Here is a 22,394-nt window from a genome sequence, read left to right as displayed (position 1 = left end):
TTTCCGATCGCTTCGAAATCGCTCTAAAGGCCCGACATCAGAGCATCAGAAGTCGAACGTCGCGCGGACCGTGAAGGAACGCGGCGCGCCCGGCGCGACCCACAGCGCCGCATAGGAGCTGGCATAATATTTCTTGTCGAACAGATTGTTGACGTCCGCCGAGATCTTGATCTGCTCCGTGACGTTGAACGAACCCATCACCCTCACCAGCGTGTAGCTGGGGAGGAAGAAGGTCGTCGCCGTCTCGCCCAGGCGGCGGCCGACATAGTTCACGCCAGCCCCCAGCATCGCGTCATGCCCGCCAATCTCGAAATTGTTGAACAGCAGGAAATTGCCCTGATGCTTGGGAATGTTGATCAGCGGATCGCCGGGCAGGATCGGCTGGTTGAAATTGGGATCGCCCACCGCGCTGTCCCAGCCCGCATCGGTATAGGCATAGGTCAGGAAGGCTTCGAACCCGGCCGGCAGCTTGGCGTTCAGATCGAACTCGACGCCCTTGCTCTTGGCGGACCCCACCGGCTTGGAGAAGTTCGCATTGCCCGGATCGGTGCTCAACACGTTGGTCTTCTTCATGCTGTAGAGCGAGACCGTGCTGGTGATGCGGCCGTCCGGCGTCACGAACTTGGCACCGACCTCATAGGATTTGCTGAGTTCCGGCGCGAAGGGCTGACCATCGGCGCCCACGCCGCTGTTCGGGCGGAAGCCCTTGCCGTAGCTGGCGTAGATCGAAATTGACCGGGTCGGCTCGAACACTAGGCCGGCCATGGGGCTGAACTTGGTATAGGCCTTTTTCGGATTGGTGTTGTTCAACCGCAGATCAATATCCTGCGAGAAGTCGTCATAGCGGCCGCCGAAGCGAACCTTGAACTGCTCGGTGATCTCGATCTGGTCCTGCGCGTAGATGCCCCAGGCCTTCTGGATTTCGGTGGCGTTCTGGATCACCTGCGTCGGGGTTGGCAGCGGTTGGGTGTAGACGGGATTGAAGATGTTGATCGAATAGGACTGATCCGCGGCGCTCGGGCGAATGCGGGTCTGGAAGGTGTCGATCTTGAAGCGGTCCCAGTCCGCGCCGATGCGGATATTGTGGACGATCGATCCGGTCTCGATCTTGCCGCTGATTTCGCCGCGCACCACCATATGATTGGTGCTGTAGTCGCGGAAGCGGCGCTGACGGGAGAGGGTCTGGCCGTCGGCATAGATGCGCTGGCGCCCGGTCAGCGGAGCGGTCTTGCTGAACGCCAGTTCCGGATCGCTCGAATAGCCGACAAAGGTCGTGTCCTTGTAACCGGCGCCCAGCATCAGCGTCCAGTCGTCGCTGAAGTCATGCTGATATTGCAACTGATGACCGAACACCTCGACCTTGGTCGGGCCATTCCGGGGGTCGTCCAGGAAACGCGAATTGGGGATGGCGCCCAGATTGTAGCTGATCGTGCCGTTGGCGTTGATGGTCGGGATCGCCACGACGCCGCGCTCGAACGGCACTTCCTGGTTCACATATTCCATTTCATAGGTGAGCAGGTCGCGGTCGGAGAACTTGGCCAGGAAGGACGGCGTCAGCATATATTTGCGGGTGTGGACCGTGTCGCGGAAGCTGTCGGCATCTTCCACCGCGCCATTCAGGCGCACCGCGAACATGTCGTTCAAGGGCAGGTTGAAGTCGCCCTCGACCCGGTAGGTGTTCCAGCTTCCGCCGGCGATGCCGAAGCTGCCGAAGGTCTTTTCCAACACCGGCTTCTTGGTGACGATGTTGATAGTGCCACCCGGTTCGCCGCGACCGAAAAGGGCGGAGTTCGGGCCCTTCAGCACTTCGATCCGTTCGACGTTGGAGGCATCGCGCGGGCCGCCATAGCCGCGTCCGCCGTTGAAGCCGTTGACCAGGAAGCCGCTGGGGAAATTCTCGTCCCCGGCAAAGCCGCGGATGGCGAAGCTGTCCCACAAGCCACCGAAATTATTCTGCTTCGACACGCCGCTCGCCAGTTCCAGCGCGGTGTCCAGGCGGGTGATGTTGAGATCGTCGAGCAGCTTGCCTTCCAGGAACTGCACCGCCTGCGGGATTTCCTTGACCGGCGTGTCCCCGAAATATTGCCGCTTCATGGCGGTGACGACGATCGTGCCGTCGGCATCTCCTGCCGTCTGGGCTTGCGCGGCCGGAGCCAATGCCGTGGCAGCGACGCTGGCAGTCAAGGCCAGACGAAAAGCCGAAAAATTACGCATGTGCTTACCCCTTGTAAAATCGCTGTTCCCATTTGTCCTGCGAAACGGGGTGAGCCGGCCTATCATTATCTTCTCTCCAGTCGGACATCTTCTAGGTCCTTTTATCCGGGGCCGGTCCACGGGGCGTTTTGTCGCCTCTTGTTGAAGTCAGGCTATGTCTTCGTTGCAGAAATATTACGTCAAACTTGCCGCTCCGGACGGTGAAAAATTGTGAAAAGGGGTTCTGGACGGCACGATTCACTGGGGCGGTTTCAAGCGTTTCGGAGGCGTAAAATCCCAAGAAAAAGGCCGCCTTCCGGGTGGAAGGCGGCCAGGGAACCCGCAGGCACTCGGGATCACAGATATTTAAGCCACCATATATCCTTCCGCCGCTGCTTGAGCTGCGCGAACCAGCGGGTGGGGAAATACAGGATCGGGATCAGGATGAAGACCCAGATCCACACCCAACGCAGATGATCGACGCCGAACACCGTTCCCTTGGTCGGGCCGTAAAGGACCATCGCGATATTGTAGATCACCTTCAGCGTGTAGAGGTGCAGCACATAATAGAACATCGGCGCGCCACCCAGCAGGGCGAGGTGCGGCATCGCCTTGCTGTCCTGCCAGCTCTCGAAAGCGGCAAGCAGCAGGCAGCCCGTGCCGATGGTCGGCATCAGGAACAGCAGCGACGGCGGATATTTGGTGAGCGCCAGGAAGCTCATCACCGTGCGCAGCGGCGTTTCCGCGATGAACCAGGGCTTGTCGCCGTAGAAATTGAGGTAGCGGATCACGACGAAGCCAATGACGAGGCCAAGGCCCAGCATGGTGAGGCGCCTGATCCGCTTTTCCGGGTCGCTGCCTTTCGCGAACCACGGCCCGCAGGCATAGCCGAGCAGGATCACGCCGATCCACGGCAGCACGGGATAGGTGGTCTTGAAGGCCATGCCGGCGATCTCGAACTTGTCGCGCTGATGCAGGATCGCCCAAGGGATGAAGAAGGGCGATTCCGCCGTCAGCCGGATCGGGTCGAGCAGATTGTGCAGACAGACGATGGCGAGGCCGAGCGCGAACTGCGCCGGACGGGGCAAATGGATGAGGCCAGCCAAGCAGATCATGCTGAGGCCGATGGTCCAGATCACCTGCATCCACAGCACCGGCGGCGGAAATGTGTTCGCCTGCGTCGGCCATGCGTAGCAGACGACCGTGAATTCCAGGAACAGCAGGAACAGGCCGCGCTTGAACAGGAATTCCGACACTTGCGCTTTGGTGTGCGACTGGCCGTAGAGCCACGCCGACAGCCCCGTCAGCGCCACGAAGGTGGGCGCACAGAAGGTGGAGAGCAGGCGAGTGAAGAACAGCCCCGGATCGGTGGTGTTGGCGTTAACCGGATCGGTCACCTGCAAATGCAGGAACCATGTCTCGCGCACATGGTCGACCAGCATGAACAGCATGACAAGGCCCCGCAGCGCATCGATGGCGATCAGCCGCGTGCGCGCTTTCGCTGCGTCCATGGGGGTTGCTGTGGCCCGGAGGCCGATGGGGGGCGCTTGGCCCGCGATACTGCTCATGGCACCTGTCCTTTTATGCCTTATTCACGGGAGGGCCGCCCCATCCCAGCATGACGGTTTTCTTTAATCTCAATGTCGGCCTTCACTCAGCCTTGGGCTGATAGAGATCCTTGTAAAACCCAACCGTCTTGACCGTCACAGTCACGGGCGTTTCGCCCTTGTTGCGGAAATACCAGCCATGGATGCCGCCAAAGGGCGCGGTGAAGTCGCCCTGGCCGCCGCTGATCTCCAGCTCCTTCCAATAATCGGTGAAGGCGTCGTCGGCGGCGTTCAGCTCCTCGCCGTGCATCTCCGCCTTGATCGGGCCGCTCGATTGCCAGGTGAAGATGAAGCTGTCGCCCTTTTCCATATGGGCCTTCACTTCCTGGCCGCTGTGGGGCGGCAGGGTGATGGTCATTTCATCCTGACGCCATGGGGTGGCTTTGGAGATGCTCTCCTTGGTCGGCGTGGCGACAGCGGCCGCGGTTGCGGGAGCCTGCGCGGCCGGTGCGGCTTCGGCCTTGCCCGCCACCATGCCGGTGAGGCCCAGCGCCGTGCCGACGCCGGTCGGGTCTACGCCATATTCGGCGGGCAGCACGAACAGCGTCAGGATCGCGGCGGCGGCGATCACCGCACCGCCGGTCGCCTTGGCCAGCGCCGAGGGAGAGGGAGAAATCTGGGCAGGCAGCGCGGAAATGGCTTGCGTGTTCATGTCAGGCCCCTTGGGTGAAATAGCCGGCCAACTGATAGCCGATGAGGACGAAGCCGGCGGTCATCAGCGCGGCATTGGCGAGGATAGCGCTGCGGCGGAAACTGTCGCTCATGCGCCAGAGGTTCATCAGCAGCAGGATGATGGTCAGCGCCATGAACTGGCCCATCTCCACGCCGATGTTGAAGCTGATGAGGTTGGGGATCATCCCGTCCTTCGCCAGCGTCAGTTCCTGCAACTTGGTGGCCAAGCCGAAGCCGTGGAAGAAGCCGAAGATCAGCACCGCCGCCTTGGGATTGGGCGAAAAGCCCAGCCAGGTGCGGAAGCCATCCAGATTGTCTATCGCCTTGTACACCACTGACAGGCCGATAATGGCGTCGATGATGAAGGGATTGGCGCGAATGTCGAAGATCACGCCCAGCAGCAGCGTCGTGCTGTGCCCGATGGCGAACAAAGTCACATAGGCGCCGACATCCTTCAGCCGATACAGGAAGAAGATGACCCCAGCCAGGAACAGCAGATGGTCGTAGCCGGTGACCATATGCTTGGCGCCCAGATACATATAGGGGATGATGTTGACGCCCGACGCGCCTTCGATGAAGGCCTTGTCGTTTTCGTTGACGCCATGCGCCCAGAGCGTGGAACTCATGAGCGCCAACACCAGCCCCAGAGCCAGCAGCGCGACCCGCCGCATCGTGGGACTGAGAAGTGGGGTGAGGGTCGCGCTGTGCATGGCCGTCCTTACTTGGTCTGGAAGGTGGCGAAGGTCTTGGCGCCGCTCTTGTCGACCAGCGCGACGACGATCTTCGCGCCCTTGGCCGCCTTGAAGCCCGGCGCGCTGAGCTTGTTGCCGCCCGCGGCCTTCAGCGCCGCTTCGGTCTTCTTGCCCGCGGCGGTCTGGGTCAGCTTGGCGGTGTAGCCGGCGGCCGGGATCGGCTCATCCTCTTCGCTGAGGTACACGTCGACGCCCTTGAGGCCGGTCACCAGCTCGAACATGGTTTCGCCCGTCATCTGGACCATCCCGCCATGCTGCGGCTTCATGCTGCCATGGGCGTGGACGACCGCCGGGGCGGCGATCAGGGCGAGGGCGGCGATGCCGCTGCGGAAAAGATCGATCTTCATGGGAAGTCTCCGTGAAAGGGGGAAGGGGGCTTATTCCGGCAGATGCGGCAGCACGAAGGAGAGCGAGGCGCGATATTCCTCATGATCGACCTTCTTGTCGGTGGTCTGGCCGACATAGATCGCCATCAGCACGTTGATGCCCTGGTTGCGCAGCTTGATCGTGGCGGTGCCGTCGGCGCCGGTCTTGACCGGATTGGCCTCGTCGGGATCGTTGACATAATCCTGCATGACGGTCGCCCCGGCGACGGGCTTGCCCTTGTAATAGACGCGGACCTTCATCGGCTCGCCCATCTTCTGGGGAATGGCGAGGTCGGCGGGCACCAGTTGAAGCGTGTGCCCCTCGAACAGCGGCACCGGCTTGGTGGGAAGCTGGGTCAGATGGACGGCATATTTGAAATTATGCTCGGCCAGCGTGGCGTTGGGCACTTCGTCGCGGCCCTTATTGTGCCATTCGCCATCGGGCGTCTTGCTCCAATAGCCATAGTCCATGATCGCGGCGACAGCGGCGATCGGTTCGTCGCTGTCCACCACCGGGATCGCGCCCGCCGCCCGAAGCGAGGTGTTCACCGGCGCCCAGTCGCTGTCATAGCCGGTCACCGTCTTGACCAGCGGCAGGCGCTTGACCGCATCCAGATCGTCCGCGCCCACGCCATAGACCAGCGCCAGTTGCTTGGCGCGCTGCGCAAACCAGATGCCGTGCGCGCTCAGCGGCGCGGCGGCGGCAACGGCGACGCCGGCGATCAGGGTCGCGCTCATCAGGCGGGTGAATTTCATGGGGCAGGCCTCCAATGGGTCAAAATGTCCTCTTGAAGGCGCAGGCTATGATAGCGACCAGCCGTTTGATGCCGAATATGGGTTATGAGGAAGCAGAATATTTCAAATGAGTGACGCAAATAGATGATAGCGCGTGCTGGCCCAAATCCTCCCTGCGCGAAGCGTGGGGAGGGGGACCGCCAAGGGCGGTGGAGGGGAAAACGCGCAGGTCGTGCCACTTTCCCCTCCACCAGCCTGTGGCTGGTCCCCCTCCCATATTGCGATGACGAGGATTAAGACGTCGCAACTTCGCAAAAGCGCCGCCCGCCGGAACTCGCCGCGCCACCATCCGTTGGAAAAGCGAGGTCTTTCAACGAAAGGAGTGTCGCATGATCCGTCTGGCCATCATTTCGCTCGTGATCGCCGCCGTGCTGGCCATATTGGGCTTTGGCGGCGCGGCGGGCACATTCGTTGGCATCGCCAAGATCCTGTTCGTGCTGGCGATCGCGCTGTTCGCGATCTTCCTCGTCCTTGGCCTATTGGCTGGCAAGGGCATCAAGAACGCGATAGATTGATGCGCTATGACGGATATTGGCGCTGGAGTGGATGAAACCGGTCGGTTGATACGCGATGAGGCCGGATTCCTGCTCCAGCGCGATCTGGGCGGCAGTTTCCGGCTGGTGCTGCTGCGCGTGCCCGTCGATCATGTCGAAAAACGGGTGCGTGTGCAGGGTTATTATGCCGGAGACGGCGTCGTGGAAGTGGAAGGCGTGGCCGCGGCCTGACGACCGGCGGCCCCCCTCCTTTCAGGGATTGATCGAGTCGCGCGGGTCGTAAGACGTCATGACGTCATGCGTGCTCACAAAACGCGCGCAGGCGCCGAAACCCCGGTTATTCTCCAGCGGAAGCGCGGTTTCGCAATAGGCGCATTCCGCCATCAACCGGCCGACCATCCACTGGCTGCGGCCGCAACTGGGGCAATGATTGGCTTCCCCCGGGTGATAATGAATGATGTAACCCCTTATGGCCGGGTCAAAAGACTTGCCGGTCGCGAGGCTGGACACTGGGCGCATCGTCTCTTCCTCCTCACACATATATCACGGCATCGACGCAAAAATCGGAAATACCCCCGAGCTTTGCATCAGCATGGATGCAACGACGAACGTCAGAGCGAGCGACCCTTATCATCTCCGCAGAGCCCGCTCCTTGCATCAGAACGCGGCTGCATCCCAATGTATCCCGCGCCGAAGGACCGCGTCTACAAGAAAGATTCGCGCAACTGTCCCATTTTCGCGCCTTCGCATTTGACTTGAGGCGCGCAGGCGCTATGGCGGCGCGCATCGGGACATACCTGCTTCGGCCATGAGTTGGGGCGCATCCCGCCACCTTGCCGTCCGGTATTTTTTCGCCGTCCGGCGAGCCTCTGGTGGAACTGCGTCATCCTGCCTCCGCATGGTCGGGGCTATGCGAGGAGACGCACGACTCATGACCGCCATCGGACAGGACACACTCGGCACGCGCGACACTTTGAAGGTCGGCGGCAAGGACATTGCCTATTATTCGCTGAAGAAGGCCGCCGCCAAGCTGGGCGACGTTTCGCGCCTGCCTTTCTCGATGAAGGTGCTGCTGGAAAACCTGCTCCGTTTCGAGGATGGCGTCACCGTCACCACCGACGACATCAAGGCGATCGTCGCCTGGCAGAATGACAAGGGCAAGGCCGAGCGCGAGATCCAGTATCGCCCCGCCCGCGTGCTGATGCAGGACTTCACCGGCGTTCCCTGCGTCGTCGACCTCGCCGCGATGCGCGACGCGATGACCGCGCTGGGCGCCGACGCCAGCAAGATCAACCCGCAGGTGCCCGTCCACCTCGTCATCGACCACTCGGTCATGGTCGACGAATTCGGCACGCCCAAGGCGTTCGAACAGAATGTGGAAATCGAATATCAGCGCAATATGGAGCGCTACGACTTCCTGAAATGGGGCAGCAAGAGCCTCACCAATTTCTACGCCGTGCCGCCGGGCACCGGCATCTGCCATCAGGTGAACCTGGAAAATATCGCGCAGGCGGTATGGTCGAGCGAAGGTCCTGACGGCGTCACCGTCGCCTATCCCGACACCTGCGTCGGCACCGACAGCCACACCACGATGATCAACGGCCTGGGCGTTCTGGGCTGGGGCGTGGGCGGCATCGAGGCCGAAGCCGCGATGCTGGGCCAGCCCGTCTCGATGCTCATCCCCGAAGTCGTCGGCTTCAAGCTGACCGGCGAACTGAAGGAAGGCGTGACCGCCACCGACCTGGTGCTGACCGCTACGCAGATGCTGCGCGCCAAGGGCGTGGTCGGCCGCTTCGTCGAATATTTCGGCCCCGGCCTCGCCTCGCTGTCGCTGGCCGACCGCGCGACGCTCGCCAACATGGCGCCGGAATATGGTGCGACCTGCGGCTTCTTCGGCATCGACGACAAGACGCTGGACTATATGCGTCTGACCGGCCGCACCGAAGAGAATATCGCGCTGGTCGAAGCCTATGCCAAGGAGCAGGGCTTCTGGATCGACCCGAACGCCGATCTCGTCTTCACTGACACGCTGGAACTGGACCTTGCCACCGTCGTCCCCAGCCTCGCCGGTCCCAAGCGCCCGCAGGACCGCGTCGCGCTGCCCGAAGTCGATGACGTGTTCAACGCCGACATGGCGAACGTCTACAAGAAGGCGCAGCAGCGCGTTCCGGTCGAGGGCAAGGATTTCGACATTGGCGACGGCGACGTCACCATCGCCGCAATCACGAGCTGCACCAACACGTCGAACCCCGGCGTTCTGGTCGCCGCCGGCCTCGTCGCCAAGAAGGCGAACGAACTGGGCCTGAAGCCAAAGCCCTGGGTCAAGACCTCGCTCGCCCCCGGTTCGCAGGTCGTCACCGACTATCTGGAGAGGGCCGGCCTTCAGTCGCACCTCGACGCGGTCGGCTTCAACCTGGTCGGCTATGGCTGCACCACCTGCATCGGCAACTCCGGCCCGCTGGCCGAGCCGATCAGCAAGGCGATCAACGAAAACGGCCTCGTCGCCGCTGCCGTGATCTCCGGCAACCGCAACTTCGAAGGCCGCGTGTCGCCTGACGTGCGCGCCAACTTCCTCGCCAGCCCGCCGCTGGTCGTCGCCTATGCGCTTAAGGGCACGGTGATCGAGGACTTCATCACCACCCCGATCGGCGTCAGCGCGGCGGGTAATGACGTTTACCTGAAGGACATCTGGCCGACCAATGACGAGGTCGCCACGACCATGGCGGGCTGCATGGACCGTGCGATGTTCCAGGCACGCTACGCCAATGTCTACAAGGGCGACGCGCACTGGCAGGCGATCGATGTCACGGGTTCGGACACCTATAGCTGGCGCGCCGGTTCGACCTATGTCGCCAACCCGCCTTATTTCGAGGGTCTCAGCATGACCCCGGCGCCGGTCACCGACATCATCGAAGCCAAGCCGCTGGCGATCTTCGGTGACTCGATCACCACCGACCACATCTCGCCCGCAGGCTCGATCAAGGCGACTTCGCCGGCCGGCAAGTGGTTGCAGGAGCGTCAGGTCGCGCAGGCCGACTTCAATAGCTACGGCGCGCGCCGTGGCCATCACGAAGTCATGATGCGCGGCACCTTCGCCAATATCCGCATCAAGAACCTGATGCTGGACGGCGTCGAAGGCGGCATGACGAAGTATGACGGCGAAGTGCTGCCGATCTACGACGCGGCGATGAAGCACAAGGCCGACGGCACGCCGCTGGTCGTCATCGGCGGCAAGGAATATGGCACCGGATCGTCGCGCGACTGGGCGGCGAAGGGCACCAACCTGCTGGGCGTCCGCTCGGTCATCGTCGAGAGCTTCGAGCGTATCCACCGCTCGAACCTGGTCGGCATGGGCGTGCTGCCGCTCCAGTTCAAGGACGGCCAGAACAAGGACACGCTGGGCCTGACGGGCGACGAGACCTTCACCATCCAGAATGTCGCGGGCCTGAAGCCCCGCCAGGATGTGGACGTGATCGTGAAGCGCGCCGACGGCTCGACCTTCACCTTCACCGCGCTGTGCCGCATCGATACCGTCAACGAACTGGATTATTTCCTGAACGGCGGCATCCTCCAGTACGTGCTGCGCAAGCTGGCCGCCTGATCGGCTGACGCACTGAGTTAGGGGAAAGGGCTTCTGCTGCGGCAGGAGCCCTTTTTCTTTGGGAAGGGGGAGATTGCAAAAGCCGTATGGAGGTCGGTTTTAGACATTCTCAGCCATTGGGCGCTCCGTGCTCCTGCGAAGGCAGGAGCCCAGTTCAAACGGTGCGATGATCCACTACGGGCGGGACTGGGTTCCTGCCTTCGCAGGAACACGCTTCAACTCAATGTCCACTTCCCACCCAAACAACCCCAAATTTCACAACCTAGTGGATTGATTCCAACGTTTGGAACCCTCGGTTTCGGGCTGCGATGATGTCGTCGGGATTGGCTTTCCAGATGAAGGGTTTGGGGTTTGCGGCGTTGTATTCGCGGATGAAGCGATTGATGGCGGCCTGGAGATCGACGAGGGAATGGAAGACCCCGTGTTTGAGCCGGCGTCGGGTCAGCTTGGCGAAGAAGCCCTCGACGGCATTGAGCCATGAGCTGGAGGTTGGCGTGAAATGGAAGGTCCAGCGCGGATGGCGGGCGAGCCATTGCTGGACCTTGTCCTTTTTGTGTGTCGCATAGTTGTCGAGGATCACGTGGATCGCTTTGTCCGCCGGCACTTCGCGCTCGATACGGTTGAGGAAACGGATGAACTCCTGATGACGATGGCGCTGCATGTTCTGCCCGATGACCGTTCCGTCCAGCACATTGAGAGCGGCAAACAGCGTGGTCGTGCCGTGCCGCTTGTAATCATGGGTCATGGTGCCTGCGCGGCCCTTCTTCATCGGCAGGCCGGGCTGGGTGCGGTCGAGCGCCTGGATTTGCGACTTCTCATCGACGGACAGCACCACCGCATGAGCCGGCGGATCGACATAGAGGCCGACGATTTCGGTGAGCTTCTCGGCAAACGCCGGGTCGTTCGACAGTTTGAAGCTGCGCCAGCGGTGCGGGCTGAGACCGTGCGCCTTCCAGATCGCCTGCACCGTCGAGGCGGCAACGCCAGCCACCTTCGCCATGGCGCGCAACGTCCAGTGGGTCGCCTCGTGCGGGGGCGGCTCATGCGTCAGGCGGACGATCTCGGCGACATGCGTGGGCGGGATCGGCGCCTTGCCGGGCGGACGGGATTTATCGCGAAGCAGACCCTCGACGCCTTCGTTCATGAAGCGTTCCTGCCATCGCCAGACGCAGGTCTTGGACTTGCCCGTCGCGGCCATGATCGCCGAGGTACCCAGACCATCGCCGCTCAGCAGCACAATACGGGCCCGCCAAACGTGCTTCTGCGGGCTCTGCGGGGCCGCTGTAATGTCGCACAATCGCTGACGGTCGGCGGCGGACAGGGTGAAAGTGATGCCATCGCGCATCCTCTCAGACTCGCACGCCAGCAAGCCGATGGGAATCCCCCATCGGACTCTTTTGTTCCGGTCAATCCACTAGATCATCGTTCCTTCTTTGGAGGCATAGATTGCCGATCCTCATCGAAATCGCCGGATGGCTGGGCGCGCTATTGGTGCTGGGCGCCTATCTGCTCGTGTCGAGCGGTCGCGTCTCGGGCAAGTCGGCCCTGTTTCAATGGATGAACGCGCTCGGCTCCGCGCTGTTCATCCTCAACACAGGATGGCACGGCGCCATTCCGTCGATGGTGCTCAACATCGTCTGGCTCGCGATCGGCATGGTCACGCTGATCCGCATCGCCCGCCCATAGCCATTATTTCGCAAAGCCAAGAAAGGCTGGGGTGGCGGCCTGCGTTTCATTTGGCTACCAAGCCGGTAGAGATGAAAAAAGCGCTGATCGTCCGTCATGTGCCGCGCGAAGGAGCGGCTGGCTATCTCCAGCCGATAGAGGCCGCTGACTATGCGATCGAGCGGGTCGACGTCGCCAGCGCGGACTTTGCCGATGTCGACCTCTGCACTCCGGACCTGCTGATCATGATGGGCGGCCCGATGGGCGTCTATGAACAGGACCTCCACCCCTGGATTCCGCTCCAGATCGAAAAGCTCGCCGCCCGGCTGGAACAGGATCTGCCGACGCTGGGCGTCTGCCTGGGCAGCCAGATGATCGCCGCCGCGCTGGGCGCGCACGTCTATCCCGGCGGCCACATGGAACTGGGCTTCGCGCCGGTCACGCTGAACCGGGCAGGGGCCGATTCGCCGCTTCGGCACTTGCGGGACGTGCCCGTGCTCCACTGGCACAGCGACACATTCGACCTGCCCGCCGGTGTCGACCTGCTCGCCTCGACCGAAAATTACGCGCATCAGGCGTTCCGCCGGGGACGCAACCTGCTCGCGCTGCAATTCCACGCGGAAATGGGCGAAGACCCGCGTTTCGAGGACTGGCTGACTCATTTCTGGGCCGATCTCGACATAGCGAAGCAATGCGGCATTGCGCTGCGGCAGGATCATGCCGATCATGGCCCCGGCGCCGTCGCCGCCGGGCGCGCGATGATTGCCGAATGGTTGAACGGAATCGAGCGCTAAAACTCGACTTCCAGCTCTTCGACTTCATCCTTCTCCTTGCGCGCGGCGTCGATCCATTCGCGCATCAGGTCCCAGTCGTTGCTCCAGTTGCAATAGGCGGCGGATTTGGCCGACAGCGCCACGGCATAGGTCAGGAAACGCTGCGCCACCGGGGCAAACATCGCATCGGCCACGGTCGGCTGCTCTCCGAACAGCCAGGGCCCGCCATAGGCGCTCAGACATTCGGTCCAAATCTCCTCGATCCGCTCTATATCCTGCTTGGCGCCTGAAAAGACAGGGAATTTCTCATGCCGCACCTTCAGGTTCATGGGCAGGGCGGACCGCAGATTGATGAAGCCCGAATGAATTTCACCCGAAACCGACCGGCAATGCGCGCGGGCGATCCGGTCCGCCGGATACAGGCCGGCATGCGGATAAAGCTCATGCAGATATTCCGCGATTGCGAGCGTATCCCATACACTCGCCCCCTCATGGGTCAGCCGCGGCACCAGCACCGAAGGCGACAGGAGCAGCAATTCCGCCCTGTTTTCAGGATCGTTGAGGGCGATCGTCTTTTCGACGACTTTCAGACCCGCCAGGCGGCACAACAGCCATCCGCGAAGGGACCAGGACGAATAAGTCTTGCTGGAAATGGTCAATTCTGCGTCGGCCATGGCAATCCTCCCGCTTGCTTCCTATGTTTCATTAATCATGATGCGGTGCAATATGGAAAACCTGTATAACGATTATACAGCGGACCGAATCGGTACCGGAAGAGCTTAGGACGCGTTTGAGCAAGATGATGATGCTATATAGCGGCTATCAGGCCTGGAACGACATGATGGCCCCGGCGCGTTTTGGCGCTCAGATCGCTCTTTCGTTCAAGGACAGGATGGGTCCGGCGGCGGATTGGGCCATGCCGCGCCGCATGTTCGCCCTGATGGACGTGTTCCAGGGCGCGAAGCTGACGCATCGCCGCCCGGCCTATGGCATTACGGAAGTGCGTAGCGGCAATGCGGTGGTCGCGGTGCGGGAGGAAGTGGCGCTGGAGCTGCCCTTCGGTGATCTGCTGCACTTCGCCAAGGACGATGTGGAGACCGCCCAGCCCAAGGTGCTGGTGGTAGCGCCCATGTCCGGCCATTTCGCGACCTTGCTGCGCAACACCTGCCAGACCCTGCTCCGCGACCATGACGTCTACATCACCGACTGGAAGAACGCCCGCGACGTGCCGCTGAGCGCCGGGCGCTTCGGTTTCGACGATTATGTCGACTATATCATGACCTTCATGCAGGAACTGGGTCCGGGATCGCATCTGGTGTCGGTGTGCCAGCCCTGCGTTCCGGCGATGGCGGCGGTGTCGATCATGGCGGAGGACAAGGACCCCGCGACCCCGCGCTCCATGACGCTGATGGGCGGGCCGATCGACACGCGCGCCGCGCCCACGGTGGTCAACGAACTCGCCAATGATCAGTCGATCGAATGGTTCGAGGAAAATCTGATCAGCATGGTGCCGATGCGCTATGCCGGGCGCGGCCGGCGCGTCTATCCCGGTTTTCTCCAGCTTTCCGCCTTCATGTCGATGAACATGGACCGGCACGGCGCGGCGCATCGCGAATTGTATCAACTGCTGGCCGATGGCAAGGAGATCGAGGCCGACAGGATCAAGACCTTCTACAAGGAATATTTCGCCGTGCTCGACATGACAGCGGAATTCTACCTGGAAACCGTGGACAAGGTGTTCCAGCGGACCTTGCTGGCGAAGGGCGAACTCACCTATCGCGGGCGCAAGGTCAATCCGGGCGCCATCCGCAACACCGCCCTGCTGACGGTGGAGGGCGAGAAGGACGATGTCTGCGCCGTGGGCCAGACGGCGGCGGCGCACGCGCTTTGCACCGGCCTGCGCCCGCATCTGAAGCGCCATCATCTCCAGCCGGGCGTCGGTCATTATGGCGTGTTCTCCGGCAGCAAATGGGAAAAGCAGGTCTATCCGCAGGTGCGGAACATGATCCTGGCGATGAACTGAGCGACGTTAAGTTCGGTTCGGATCGAAGAGGAGATGCGCCGCACTCCTGCGAGGGCGCTCGAACGAGACAAATGGCGTGGGAGAGTGCAGTCCTGCCTTCTCAACTGGTGGCGTGGAGAAATTTGGAATGACAGGAAATGGCCAATAGCTGCCGTTAAGCGCGCCGTGCTCCTGCGAAGGCAGGAGCCCAGGCCTGTCCTCAGTAAATCATCGCACCGTCTGAACTGGGCTCCTGCCTTCGCAGGAGCACGTTTTGCTTCAAGGAGCAGACGGTCCGCCAACCACCCAAATCAATCAATCCGGCAAGCCCTGAATTTACCCACCCCGCCAGCTTCCCGCCTGCACATGCGCATGTCGCATTTCAGGCTTCCGGCCGCGTCCAGATCCATGTTCCGCCCGTCAAAGCAGCCGCAACCGGGATCAGCCACCAGGGAAAAGGCGAAAACAGTAGCGCCAGCACCACGCTGAACGCAAAAGCCGCCAACGCCGCCTTCTTCCCCCGCCGGCTGATCGCGCCCTTTTCCCGCCAGCGCCGGATATGCGGCCCGAAATGGCGATGCTCCAGCAGCCGCGCCTCCAATGCCGGGCTCGATCGCGCAAAGCAGAAGGCCGCCAGGATCATGAACGGCACAGTGGGCAACAGCGGCAGAAAAGCCCCGATTGCCCCCAGCCCGAGCGATGAAAACCCGCAAATCAGATAGAAATGCCGCAGCATCAGGCCGCGGGCAGCCGCAGCCGCACCAGCACGCCGCCCAGATCCTCGCTTTCCTCCAGCGCGACCGACCCGCCATAGATTTCCGCGACGTCCCGCACGATGGCGAGGCCCAGGCCCGTCCCCGGCTTCCCCGAATCGAGCCTCACGCCCCGGTCGAAAATGCGCATGCGGTCCGCTTGCGGAATGCCCGCGCCGTCATCCTCGACCAGTATCTCGACCATCGTTCCCTTGCGCCCGACCGTCGCGAACACGCTGCCGCCGCCATATTTGGCGGCATTCTCGATCAGATTGCCCAGCATCTCGTCCAGATCCTGCCGCTCGACCCGGACGGCGGCGTCCTTCACGCCATCCATGTCGATCCGGACCTCAGGATAGAGCCGCTGGACCGCCCGTTCCACCGCCTCCAGGCTGGTCCAGACCTCTGCCCGGCTGTGCGCCGCGCCGCGCCGGCCGACTGCCCGCGCCCGCGCCAGATGATGATCGACCTGCCGTCGCATCGTCGTCGCCTCGCGGATCACCGTATCGCCCAGGTCGGGCGATTGCGCGGTGGCGGCGTTCATGATGACCGTCAGCGGCGTCTTGAGCGCGTGGGCAAGATTGCCCGCATGAGTCCGCGCCTCCTCCGCCTGCCTTTCATTATGGGCGAGCAGGGCGTTCAGCTCCTCAACCATCGGCAGCACTTCGGCGGGCATTGGCTCGGTCACCCGATTCTTCTCGCCCGCTCGCATCCGCACGATCTCATGCCGCACCTTGCGCAAGGGGCGCAGCCCGTAAATGGTCTGCAACGTCGCCAGCACGATCAGCCCCAGCGCCAGCAGCGCGAAACTTTGGAACAGGGTCGATCGCAGCGTCCTGATCTGCGCGTCCAGTCCCGCGCGCGCCTGCGCCACCATGAACATCCAGCGCGTGTTCGATCCCGGCAGGATGATGCTGCGTTCCAGGATGCGCAGATCCTCGCCGGGGAACTGGTTGCTGTCGTAAATATGCGGGGCATCGTCCTGATGCTCCGGCTTCACCTTGAGTGCCCGGTCCCAAAGCGAACGGGATCGCCAATCCTCATGCCCCTTGCCGCTGATCTGGTAATAAATGCCGCTATTGGGTTCCAGAAAACGCTGGTCGGCGGGTTCGCGGTTGAACAGCACTTCGCCGTCCGGCCCGATCTCCGCCGATGCGATCATGGCGGTCAGGACATAGTTCATCCCGTCGTCGAAATTGCGCGTGATCGCGTCGGACAGCACCCGGTCCAGCGCCAGACCGCCGCCCAGCAGCAGCAGGCTGATCCACAGCGCCGCGATGCCGATCATGCGGCGGCTCAGCGATCCGGTGGAATGGACCGTGATGGGGGAATGGGGGTCGGTCATCGGGGTTTGAACACCCACCTCCGTTCGCCCTGAGCTTGTCGAAGGGCTGTACTTTCTTTGAAAGGAAGAACAGGGCTTCGACATGCTCAGCCCGAACGGAGGTTGGTGTTAGCGGCCCGGTTCGTCGAGGCTGTAGCCCAGGCCGCGAATCGTCGTGATGACGTCCGCGCCCAGCTTCTTGCGGATGCGCGTCACGAACACCTCTATCGTGTTGGAATCGCGGTCGAAATCCTGATCGTAGATATGCTCGATCAATTCGGTGCGGCTCACCACCTTGCCCTTGTGGTGGAGCAGGTAGGACAGCAGCTTATATTCCTGCGCGGTCAGCTTCACCGGCTCGCCCTTCAGCGTCACCTTGCCCGACCGGGTGTCCAGCCGCACATCGCCCGCCGTCAGCTCGCTCGACGCATTGCCCGAAGCGCGGCGGATCAGGGCGCGCAGCCGGGCGATCAGCTCCTCGCTCTGAAACGGCTTGGCGAGATAGTCGTCCGCGCCCGCGTCCAGCCCGGCCACCTTGTCCGACCAGCTATCCCGCGCCGTCAGCACCAGCACCGGAAAGCCGCGCCCTTCCTTGCGCCAGCGGTCGAGCACGGTCAGCCCGTCGATGGTCGGCAGGCCCAGGTCCAGTACCACCGCATCATAGCTTTCGGTCGCGCCCAGAAAATGCCCGTCCTCGCCATCGTCGGCCAGATCCACGGCATAGCCCGCGCCCTCCAGCGTGTTGCGGAGCTGTTGCCCGAGGCTAGGTTCATCTTCGACGATCAGCAGACGCATATGGCCTCGTTTCTCTTGTTATGCCCATAGGCGCGCTCAGCGCGCCCAGCCGATTATATCGCCCGTGCGACCGTCCGCATCAACCCATACCACCTTGCCGTCTTTCACATATTTCAGGCGATAGCGGTTGGAGGAGGGGTTGAATTCGCTGCCCAGATAGGTCGCCCCGCCCATGGCGGCGTCGACCCGGCGCTTGATGACGGAAAAGGGCATGACCTGGCCGTCCAGCATGGCGCGGCGCGCAGCATCCTGCTCGTCGCGCTGGCTGCTGGCATAAGCGGCGGGATTCACGACGAAAAGCGCCGCCATGGCTCCCAGGCCTGCAATCAGTCTGAACCGCTTCATCGTCATGACCTTGGCATAGCCGCGCAGCATTGAACAGGTGGTGAATGGGGGTAGGGGGATGGCTGACATCGATGTGCGCCTTCAGGTGAACCGTGCTCCTGCGCAGGCAGGAGCCCAGTTCGGACGATGCGATGATCCACTAAGGGCAGGACTGGGCTCCTGCCCGCGCAGGAGCACGGCGGCTTTAACGGCACCCGATAACCAAAAACCGCCGCTTCGCCGCCTATTTCTCCAGCGCGTACTGCACCGTCAGCGTCACCGAAGACCCGACCTGCCCCGGCTCGACCGGCGTGGCGGGTGCGGCGTCGGCCTTGAACTGCGCTCTCACCATCATCGGCATGGGCGGCTGGCCGCCGCTGTTGCTCTCCGCCAGCGACACCAGCCGCGCCGAGCGATAACCCGCCGCCTGCGCGTAGAAATCCGCCTGCGCCCTGGCCGTCTTCAACGCCGCCGCCCGCGCCTGCGCCAGCATCGGCGTAGGATCGCTGATCGAGAAGCTCGGCCCGTTCACATTGGTCGCGCCAGCCTCCACCATCGTGTCGAGCAGCGTCCCGACCTTCTTGATCTCGCGCAGCTTCACCGAAAGCTGGTTCGACGCCTCATAGCCGATGAAGCGCGGCCCAGAGGGCTGCCCGTCCCGATTGCTATAATCATATTGCGCGCTCAGATTGATGCCGCTGGTCTGGATGTCCTTCTTTGGGATTCCCGCCTTCACCAGCGCGGCGATCAGCTTGTCCATCTGCGCCGCATTGTCGCGCATGGCCTGCGCGGCGGTCTGGGCGCGGGTCTGGACGCCGGTGCCGACCGTCGCCACATCCGGCGCGGCTTCCACGGTTTCCGTAACGTTCAACGTTACGATCGGCGCGGTTTCCGCGATGGTGACGCTGGTCTGCGCGACCGCCGCAACGGGCAGGGCGGCGCCAAGGGCGGCCAGGGCAAACATTGATTTCATAGCCTTTGATTCCACAGGGCTTTCTCCTCAAAAAGCAATGCACATCTATTGTGACGGTTGCGATGAACGGACGCTGACATGCGTTGAAAGCCGTCAGACAGCTTCCGGTTCCCCCTCTTGCCCCCAAGCCCCGGAACGCCTAGCTGCACGCGGATGGCGGCACCTATTCTCTCCTTCGAAAATCTCGGCCTCTCGCAAGGCACCCATTGGCTTTTCCGCAATCTCGACATTTTCGTCGGGGAACGGGACCGGCTGGCGCTGATCGGCCGCAACGGCGTGGGCAAGACCACGCTGCTCAAGCTGATCGCCGGCCAGATCGAACCGGACGAGGGCACCCGCTCGGTCCGTCCCGGCGCCCGCGTCATCATGCTGGAGCAGGACCCGGACGTCGCCGGCTTCGCCACGCTGCGCGACTTCGCGCTGGCGGGCCAGTTCGCCCCGCCCGCCCATGAGGTGGACGCCATCGCCAGCCAGCTCGGCACCGATCTCAACCGCGAAGCCGCCACCGCTTCGGGAGGCGAACGCCGCCGCGCCGCCATCGCCCGCGCCCTGGCCAGCGAACCCGACCTGCTGCTGCTGGACGAGCCGACCAACCATCTCGACATCGACGCGATCGACTGGCTGGAGGGCTGGCTCAGCCGCTATAACGGCGCCTTCATCGTCATCAGCCACGACCGCGCTTTCCTCACCCGCCTGACGCGCCAGACGCTCTGGCTCGACCGGGGCGGCATCCGCCGCAACGAGATTGGCTTCGGCGGTTTCGAGGATTGGATGGAAGCCGTCTATGCCGAGGAAGCCCGCGCCGCCGAGAAACTCGACGCCAAGCTCAAGATCGAGGCCCACTGGCTGGAACGCGGCGTCACCGCCCGGCGCAAGCGCAACCAGGGCCGCCTCGCGAAACTGTGGGAAATGCGCGCCCAACGCGCCGCCATGGTCGGGCCTCAGGGCGTCGCGAAGATCGCCGTCGCCAGCGACGACAACAAGACCAAGAGCGTCATCACCGCCGAACATGTCACGAAAAATTTCGGGGATCGCACGGTCATCAAGGATTTCTCCCTGCGCATCCAGCGCGGCGACCGCATCGGCATCGTCGGCGGCAATGGCGCAGGCAAGACCACGCTCTTGAAGCTGCTGACCGGCGAACTCGCGCCCGACTCCGGCCAAGTCAAACAGGCCAAGTCGCTCGACATGATCTTCATCGACCAGCAGCGCAGCCTGATGCAGCCCGACAAGCGCGTCCGGGACGTGCTGGCGGAGGGCGGCGACTGGATCGACGTGCGTGGCGTGCGCAAGCATGTCCATGGCTATCTCAAGGAATTTCTCTTCGATCCCTCGCTGGCCGAAGCCAAAGTCGGCACGCTCTCGGGCGGCGAACGCTCCCGCCTGCTGTTCGCGCGCGAATTCGCCCGCGAATCGAACCTGCTGGTGCTTGACGAACCGACCAACGATCTCGATCTCGAAACGCTCGATCTGCTTCAGGAAGTGATCGCGGATTATGACGGCACGGTCCTGATCGTCAGCCACGACCGCGACTTTCTCGACCGCACCGTCACCGTGACGCTGGGCCTGGACGGCTCTGGCACCATCGACGTGATCGTCGGCGGCTATGCCGACTGGGTGGCCAAGCGCCAGCCGAAAAATGCGCCGAGGCAGGAGAAGAAGGTCGCCGCGTCCCCCCCGCAGAAAACCGCCGCGACCAAGCTCAGCTACAAGGATCAGCGCGATTTCGACCTGATCCCCCAGCGCATCGAGGAGATAGAGGCCGCCATCGCCCGCGATGAGGAAGCGCTGGCCGATCCCAGCCTCTACAGCCGCGATCCCCGGAAATTCGATGCGCTCACCAAGGCGATCGAGCAGGCCCGCGCCGAAAAGGACGCGGCGGAGGAACGCTGGCTGGAACTGGCGGAAAAGGCCGAGGGGTTGAGCGGATAGAAGGCCTTGCGCCGATCCCCTCATCTGTTAGCCAAGGTAGCCAGTCAGGGGAAAGCGCATGGAACAATCCGCCACGATGCAGGACAATGACGTGATCGATGGCCATCACGCCGTCCATTATGTCAATCGCGTCGGCTGGCTGCGCGCCGCCGTGTTGGGCGCCAATGACGGCATCGTCTCGACCGCCAGCCTGCTCACCGGCATCGCGGCATCCGGCGCCGCATCCTCGACCATCCTTCTGTCCGGCGTAGCCGCGCTGGTCGCGGGCGCCATGTCGATGGCTGCGGGCGAATATGTCTCCGTCAGCGCGCAATCCGATACGGAACGCGCCGATCTGGCCAAGGAAAAGAAGGCGCTGGCCCAACAGCCGCATGTCGAATGGGAGGAACTGCGCGACATCTATGTCGATCGCGGCCTGACGACGGACCTTGCCGGTCAGGTGGCGACGCAGTTGATGAATGTCGACGCGCTGGCCGCCCATGCCCGCGACGAGCTGGGCATTTCCGACATCAGCACGGCGCGCCCAATCCAGGCCGCGTTGACATCCGCCGCGACCTTTTCGGTCGGCGCCGTCGCGCCCGTATTGGCCGCGGTCGCCAGCCCGTCTCATGCCATCGTCGCCGTTGCCCTGACGTCCCTGCTTTGCCTGGCGGTGCTGGGCTATATCGGGGCGCGGCTCGGCGGCGGCGGAATTTTGCGCGCTGTCGCCCGCGTCGTCTTCTGGGGCGTGTTCGCGATGCTCGCGACGTCGGGCGTGGGCAAGCTTTTCGGCGCGGCCATATGACGGACCGGTTCAACCCCATTCCCAAGGAGACGAAAAAATGACCGATATTCAGCAAATCCCGCTCAAGACCATCAAGGGTGCCGACGCCAGCCTGGCCGATTATGCGGGCCAGGTGGTGCTGGCGGTCAACGTCGCCTCCAAATGCGGCCTGACCCCGCAATATGAGGGGCTGGAGAAGCTCTACGGCGACTATAAGGACAAGGGCCTGGTCGTCGCGGGCTTCCCCGCCAATGACTTTGGCGCGCAGGAGCCAGGCAGCAATGAGGAGATCGCGACCTTCTGCACCACCAATTTCGGCGTCGATTTCCCGATGTTCGAGAAGATCGTCGTCACCGGCCCGGAAAAGCACCCGCTCTACGCCGCGCTCACCAGCGCCCTGCCGGTTGCCCAGGGCGAAGGCGCAGCCTTCCGCGAAAAACTGGCGGGCTATGGCATCGCGCCCAATCCGGAACCGGAGGTGCTCTGGAATTTCGAGAAGTTCGTGATCGCCAAGGACGGCACGGTCGCGGCCCGCTTCGCGCCCACGACCGCGCCTGACGACGCCGGTCTGATCGCGGCCATCGAGGCCGAACTGGCGAAATAACGCCCCGC

23 protein-coding genes are annotated in these 22,394 nt (G+C 62.9%); 9 read left to right on the top strand and 14 right to left on the bottom strand.

Annotated elements, in window-relative coordinates; genetic code table 11:
• Window positions 1–45 precede the first annotated feature (45 nt).
• The 6 genes from HUK72_RS06055 to HUK72_RS06030 form a co-directional block, all read right to left on the bottom strand.
• Window positions 46–2,214: a TonB-dependent siderophore receptor gene (locus HUK72_RS06055; RefSeq protein ID WP_176595981.1), complete on the bottom strand. Its 2,169-nt coding sequence runs from the start codon at window positions 2,212–2,214 to the stop codon at window positions 46–48.
• 335 nt (window positions 2,215–2,549) lie between these two features.
• Window positions 2,550–3,704 (bottom strand): heparan-alpha-glucosaminide N-acetyltransferase domain-containing protein, encoded by a 1,155-nt coding sequence (locus HUK72_RS06050; protein WP_336951380.1) that lies wholly within the window; start codon window positions 3,702–3,704, stop codon window positions 2,550–2,552.
• 139 nt (window positions 3,705–3,843) lie between these two features.
• Complete coding sequence (locus tag HUK72_RS06045) at window positions 3,844–4,452, bottom strand: hypothetical protein (protein WP_176595979.1); 609 nt, start codon at window positions 4,450–4,452, stop codon at window positions 3,844–3,846.
• 1 nt (window position 4,453) lies between these two features.
• Entirely contained in the window at window positions 4,454–5,182 is a 729-nt protein-coding gene (locus tag HUK72_RS06040; RefSeq protein WP_176595978.1) for a HupE/UreJ family protein, read from the bottom strand.
• An 8-nt stretch (window positions 5,183–5,190) separates the two neighbouring features.
• Window positions 5,191–5,571, bottom strand: a complete 381-nt coding sequence (locus HUK72_RS06035; protein ID WP_176595977.1) for a hypothetical protein — start codon at window positions 5,569–5,571, stop codon at window positions 5,191–5,193.
• Window positions 5,572–5,601: 30 nt separating this feature from the next.
• The gene (locus HUK72_RS06030) at window positions 5,602–6,345 is read right to left on the bottom strand and encodes a DUF4198 domain-containing protein (RefSeq protein ID WP_176595976.1); all 744 of its coding nucleotides are present in this window, start codon (window positions 6,343–6,345) and stop codon (window positions 5,602–5,604) included.
• A 368-nt stretch (window positions 6,346–6,713) separates the two neighbouring features.
• Here HUK72_RS06030 and HUK72_RS06025 point away from each other — a divergent pair, with 368 nt between their 5' ends.
• Window positions 6,714–6,899, top strand: a complete 186-nt coding sequence (locus HUK72_RS06025) for a DUF1328 domain-containing protein (RefSeq protein ID WP_176595975.1) — start codon at window positions 6,714–6,716, stop codon at window positions 6,897–6,899.
• A gap of 6 nt (window positions 6,900–6,905) precedes the next feature.
• Window positions 6,906–7,109, top strand: coding sequence for a DUF5818 domain-containing protein (locus HUK72_RS06020; RefSeq protein ID WP_176595974.1), 204 nt, complete (start codon window positions 6,906–6,908; stop codon window positions 7,107–7,109).
• Between the two features lie 21 nt (window positions 7,110–7,130).
• On the opposite strand, the gene HUK72_RS06015 is transcribed toward HUK72_RS06020, so the two are convergent.
• Window positions 7,131–7,397 (bottom strand): hypothetical protein, encoded by a 267-nt coding sequence (locus HUK72_RS06015; RefSeq protein ID WP_176595973.1) that lies wholly within the window; start codon window positions 7,395–7,397, stop codon window positions 7,131–7,133.
• A gap of 412 nt (window positions 7,398–7,809) precedes the next feature.
• On the opposite strand from HUK72_RS06015, the gene acnA reads away from it, so the two are divergent.
• Window positions 7,810–10,479: an aconitate hydratase AcnA gene (gene acnA / locus HUK72_RS06010; RefSeq protein WP_176595972.1), complete on the top strand. Its 2,670-nt coding sequence runs from the start codon at window positions 7,810–7,812 to the stop codon at window positions 10,477–10,479.
• Between the two features lie 262 nt (window positions 10,480–10,741).
• On the opposite strand, the gene HUK72_RS06005 is transcribed toward acnA, so the two are convergent.
• Window positions 10,742–11,824, bottom strand: a complete 1,083-nt coding sequence (locus HUK72_RS06005) for an IS630 family transposase (RefSeq protein WP_176595971.1) — start codon at window positions 11,822–11,824, stop codon at window positions 10,742–10,744.
• Window positions 11,825–11,925: 101 nt separating this feature from the next.
• On the opposite strand from HUK72_RS06005, the gene HUK72_RS06000 reads away from it, so the two are divergent.
• Together HUK72_RS06000 and HUK72_RS05995 are read left to right on the top strand one after the other, a co-directional pair.
• Window positions 11,926–12,165, top strand: a complete 240-nt coding sequence (locus HUK72_RS06000) for a hypothetical protein (RefSeq protein WP_176595970.1) — start codon at window positions 11,926–11,928, stop codon at window positions 12,163–12,165.
• Window positions 12,166–12,236: 71 nt separating this feature from the next.
• Window positions 12,237–12,938, top strand: coding sequence for a glutamine amidotransferase (locus tag HUK72_RS05995; protein WP_176595969.1), 702 nt, complete (start codon window positions 12,237–12,239; stop codon window positions 12,936–12,938).
• On the opposite strand, the gene HUK72_RS05990 is transcribed toward HUK72_RS05995, so the two are convergent.
• On the bottom strand, window positions 12,935–13,591 hold the full coding sequence (locus tag HUK72_RS05990; protein WP_176595968.1) for a glutathione S-transferase: 657 nt from the start codon (window positions 13,589–13,591) through the stop codon (window positions 12,935–12,937). The genes HUK72_RS05995 and HUK72_RS05990 overlap by 4 nt on opposite strands.
• A gap of 125 nt (window positions 13,592–13,716) precedes the next feature.
• Between HUK72_RS05990 and HUK72_RS05985 the strand changes: the two genes are divergently transcribed.
• Complete coding sequence (locus tag HUK72_RS05985; RefSeq protein ID WP_176595967.1) at window positions 13,717–14,940, top strand: polyhydroxyalkanoate depolymerase; 1,224 nt, start codon at window positions 13,717–13,719, stop codon at window positions 14,938–14,940.
• A 361-nt stretch (window positions 14,941–15,301) separates the two neighbouring features.
• Here HUK72_RS05985 and HUK72_RS05980 read toward each other — a convergent pair whose 3' ends face one another.
• The 5 genes from HUK72_RS05980 to HUK72_RS05960 form a co-directional block, all read right to left on the bottom strand.
• The gene (locus HUK72_RS05980; protein WP_176595966.1) at window positions 15,302–15,655 is read right to left on the bottom strand and encodes a YbaN family protein; all 354 of its coding nucleotides are present in this window, start codon (window positions 15,653–15,655) and stop codon (window positions 15,302–15,304) included.
• Entirely contained in the window at window positions 15,655–16,959 is a 1,305-nt protein-coding gene (locus HUK72_RS05975) for a HAMP domain-containing sensor histidine kinase (protein WP_176597760.1), read from the bottom strand. The genes HUK72_RS05980 and HUK72_RS05975 overlap by 1 nt, the downstream gene beginning before the upstream one ends.
• 165 nt (window positions 16,960–17,124) lie before the next feature.
• Window positions 17,125–17,790: a response regulator transcription factor gene (locus HUK72_RS05970; RefSeq protein WP_007688191.1), complete on the bottom strand. Its 666-nt coding sequence runs from the start codon at window positions 17,788–17,790 to the stop codon at window positions 17,125–17,127.
• A gap of 36 nt (window positions 17,791–17,826) precedes the next feature.
• On the bottom strand, window positions 17,827–18,165 hold the full coding sequence (locus tag HUK72_RS05965) for a hypothetical protein (protein ID WP_176597759.1): 339 nt from the start codon (window positions 18,163–18,165) through the stop codon (window positions 17,827–17,829).
• Between the two features lie 193 nt (window positions 18,166–18,358).
• The gene (locus tag HUK72_RS05960) at window positions 18,359–19,087 is read right to left on the bottom strand and encodes an SIMPL domain-containing protein (protein ID WP_176595965.1); all 729 of its coding nucleotides are present in this window, start codon (window positions 19,085–19,087) and stop codon (window positions 18,359–18,361) included.
• 153 nt (window positions 19,088–19,240) lie between these two features.
• Here HUK72_RS05960 and HUK72_RS05955 point away from each other — a divergent pair, with 153 nt between their 5' ends.
• The 3 genes from HUK72_RS05955 to HUK72_RS05945 are packed head-to-tail and all read left to right on the top strand — an operon-like array spanning window position 19,241 to window position 22,386.
• On the top strand, window positions 19,241–21,019 hold the full coding sequence (locus HUK72_RS05955) for an ABC-F family ATP-binding cassette domain-containing protein (protein ID WP_176595964.1): 1,779 nt from the start codon (window positions 19,241–19,243) through the stop codon (window positions 21,017–21,019).
• A 58-nt stretch (window positions 21,020–21,077) separates the two neighbouring features.
• Window positions 21,078–21,803 carry a VIT family protein gene (locus HUK72_RS05950; protein WP_176595963.1) on the top strand — a complete coding sequence of 242 codons (726 nt, stop codon included), beginning with the start codon at window positions 21,078–21,080 and terminating at the stop codon, window positions 21,801–21,803.
• Between the two features lie 37 nt (window positions 21,804–21,840).
• Window positions 21,841–22,386 (top strand): glutathione peroxidase, encoded by a 546-nt coding sequence (locus tag HUK72_RS05945; RefSeq protein ID WP_176595962.1) that lies wholly within the window; start codon window positions 21,841–21,843, stop codon window positions 22,384–22,386.
• Window positions 22,387–22,394: the final 8 nt, after the last annotated feature.

It is taken from the genome of Sphingobium sp. 15-1, from assembly GCF_013375535.1.
Classification (GTDB): domain Bacteria; phylum Pseudomonadota; class Alphaproteobacteria; order Sphingomonadales; family Sphingomonadaceae; genus Sphingobium; species Sphingobium aromaticivastans.
This window is presented reverse-complemented; position numbering and strand designations above follow the sequence as displayed.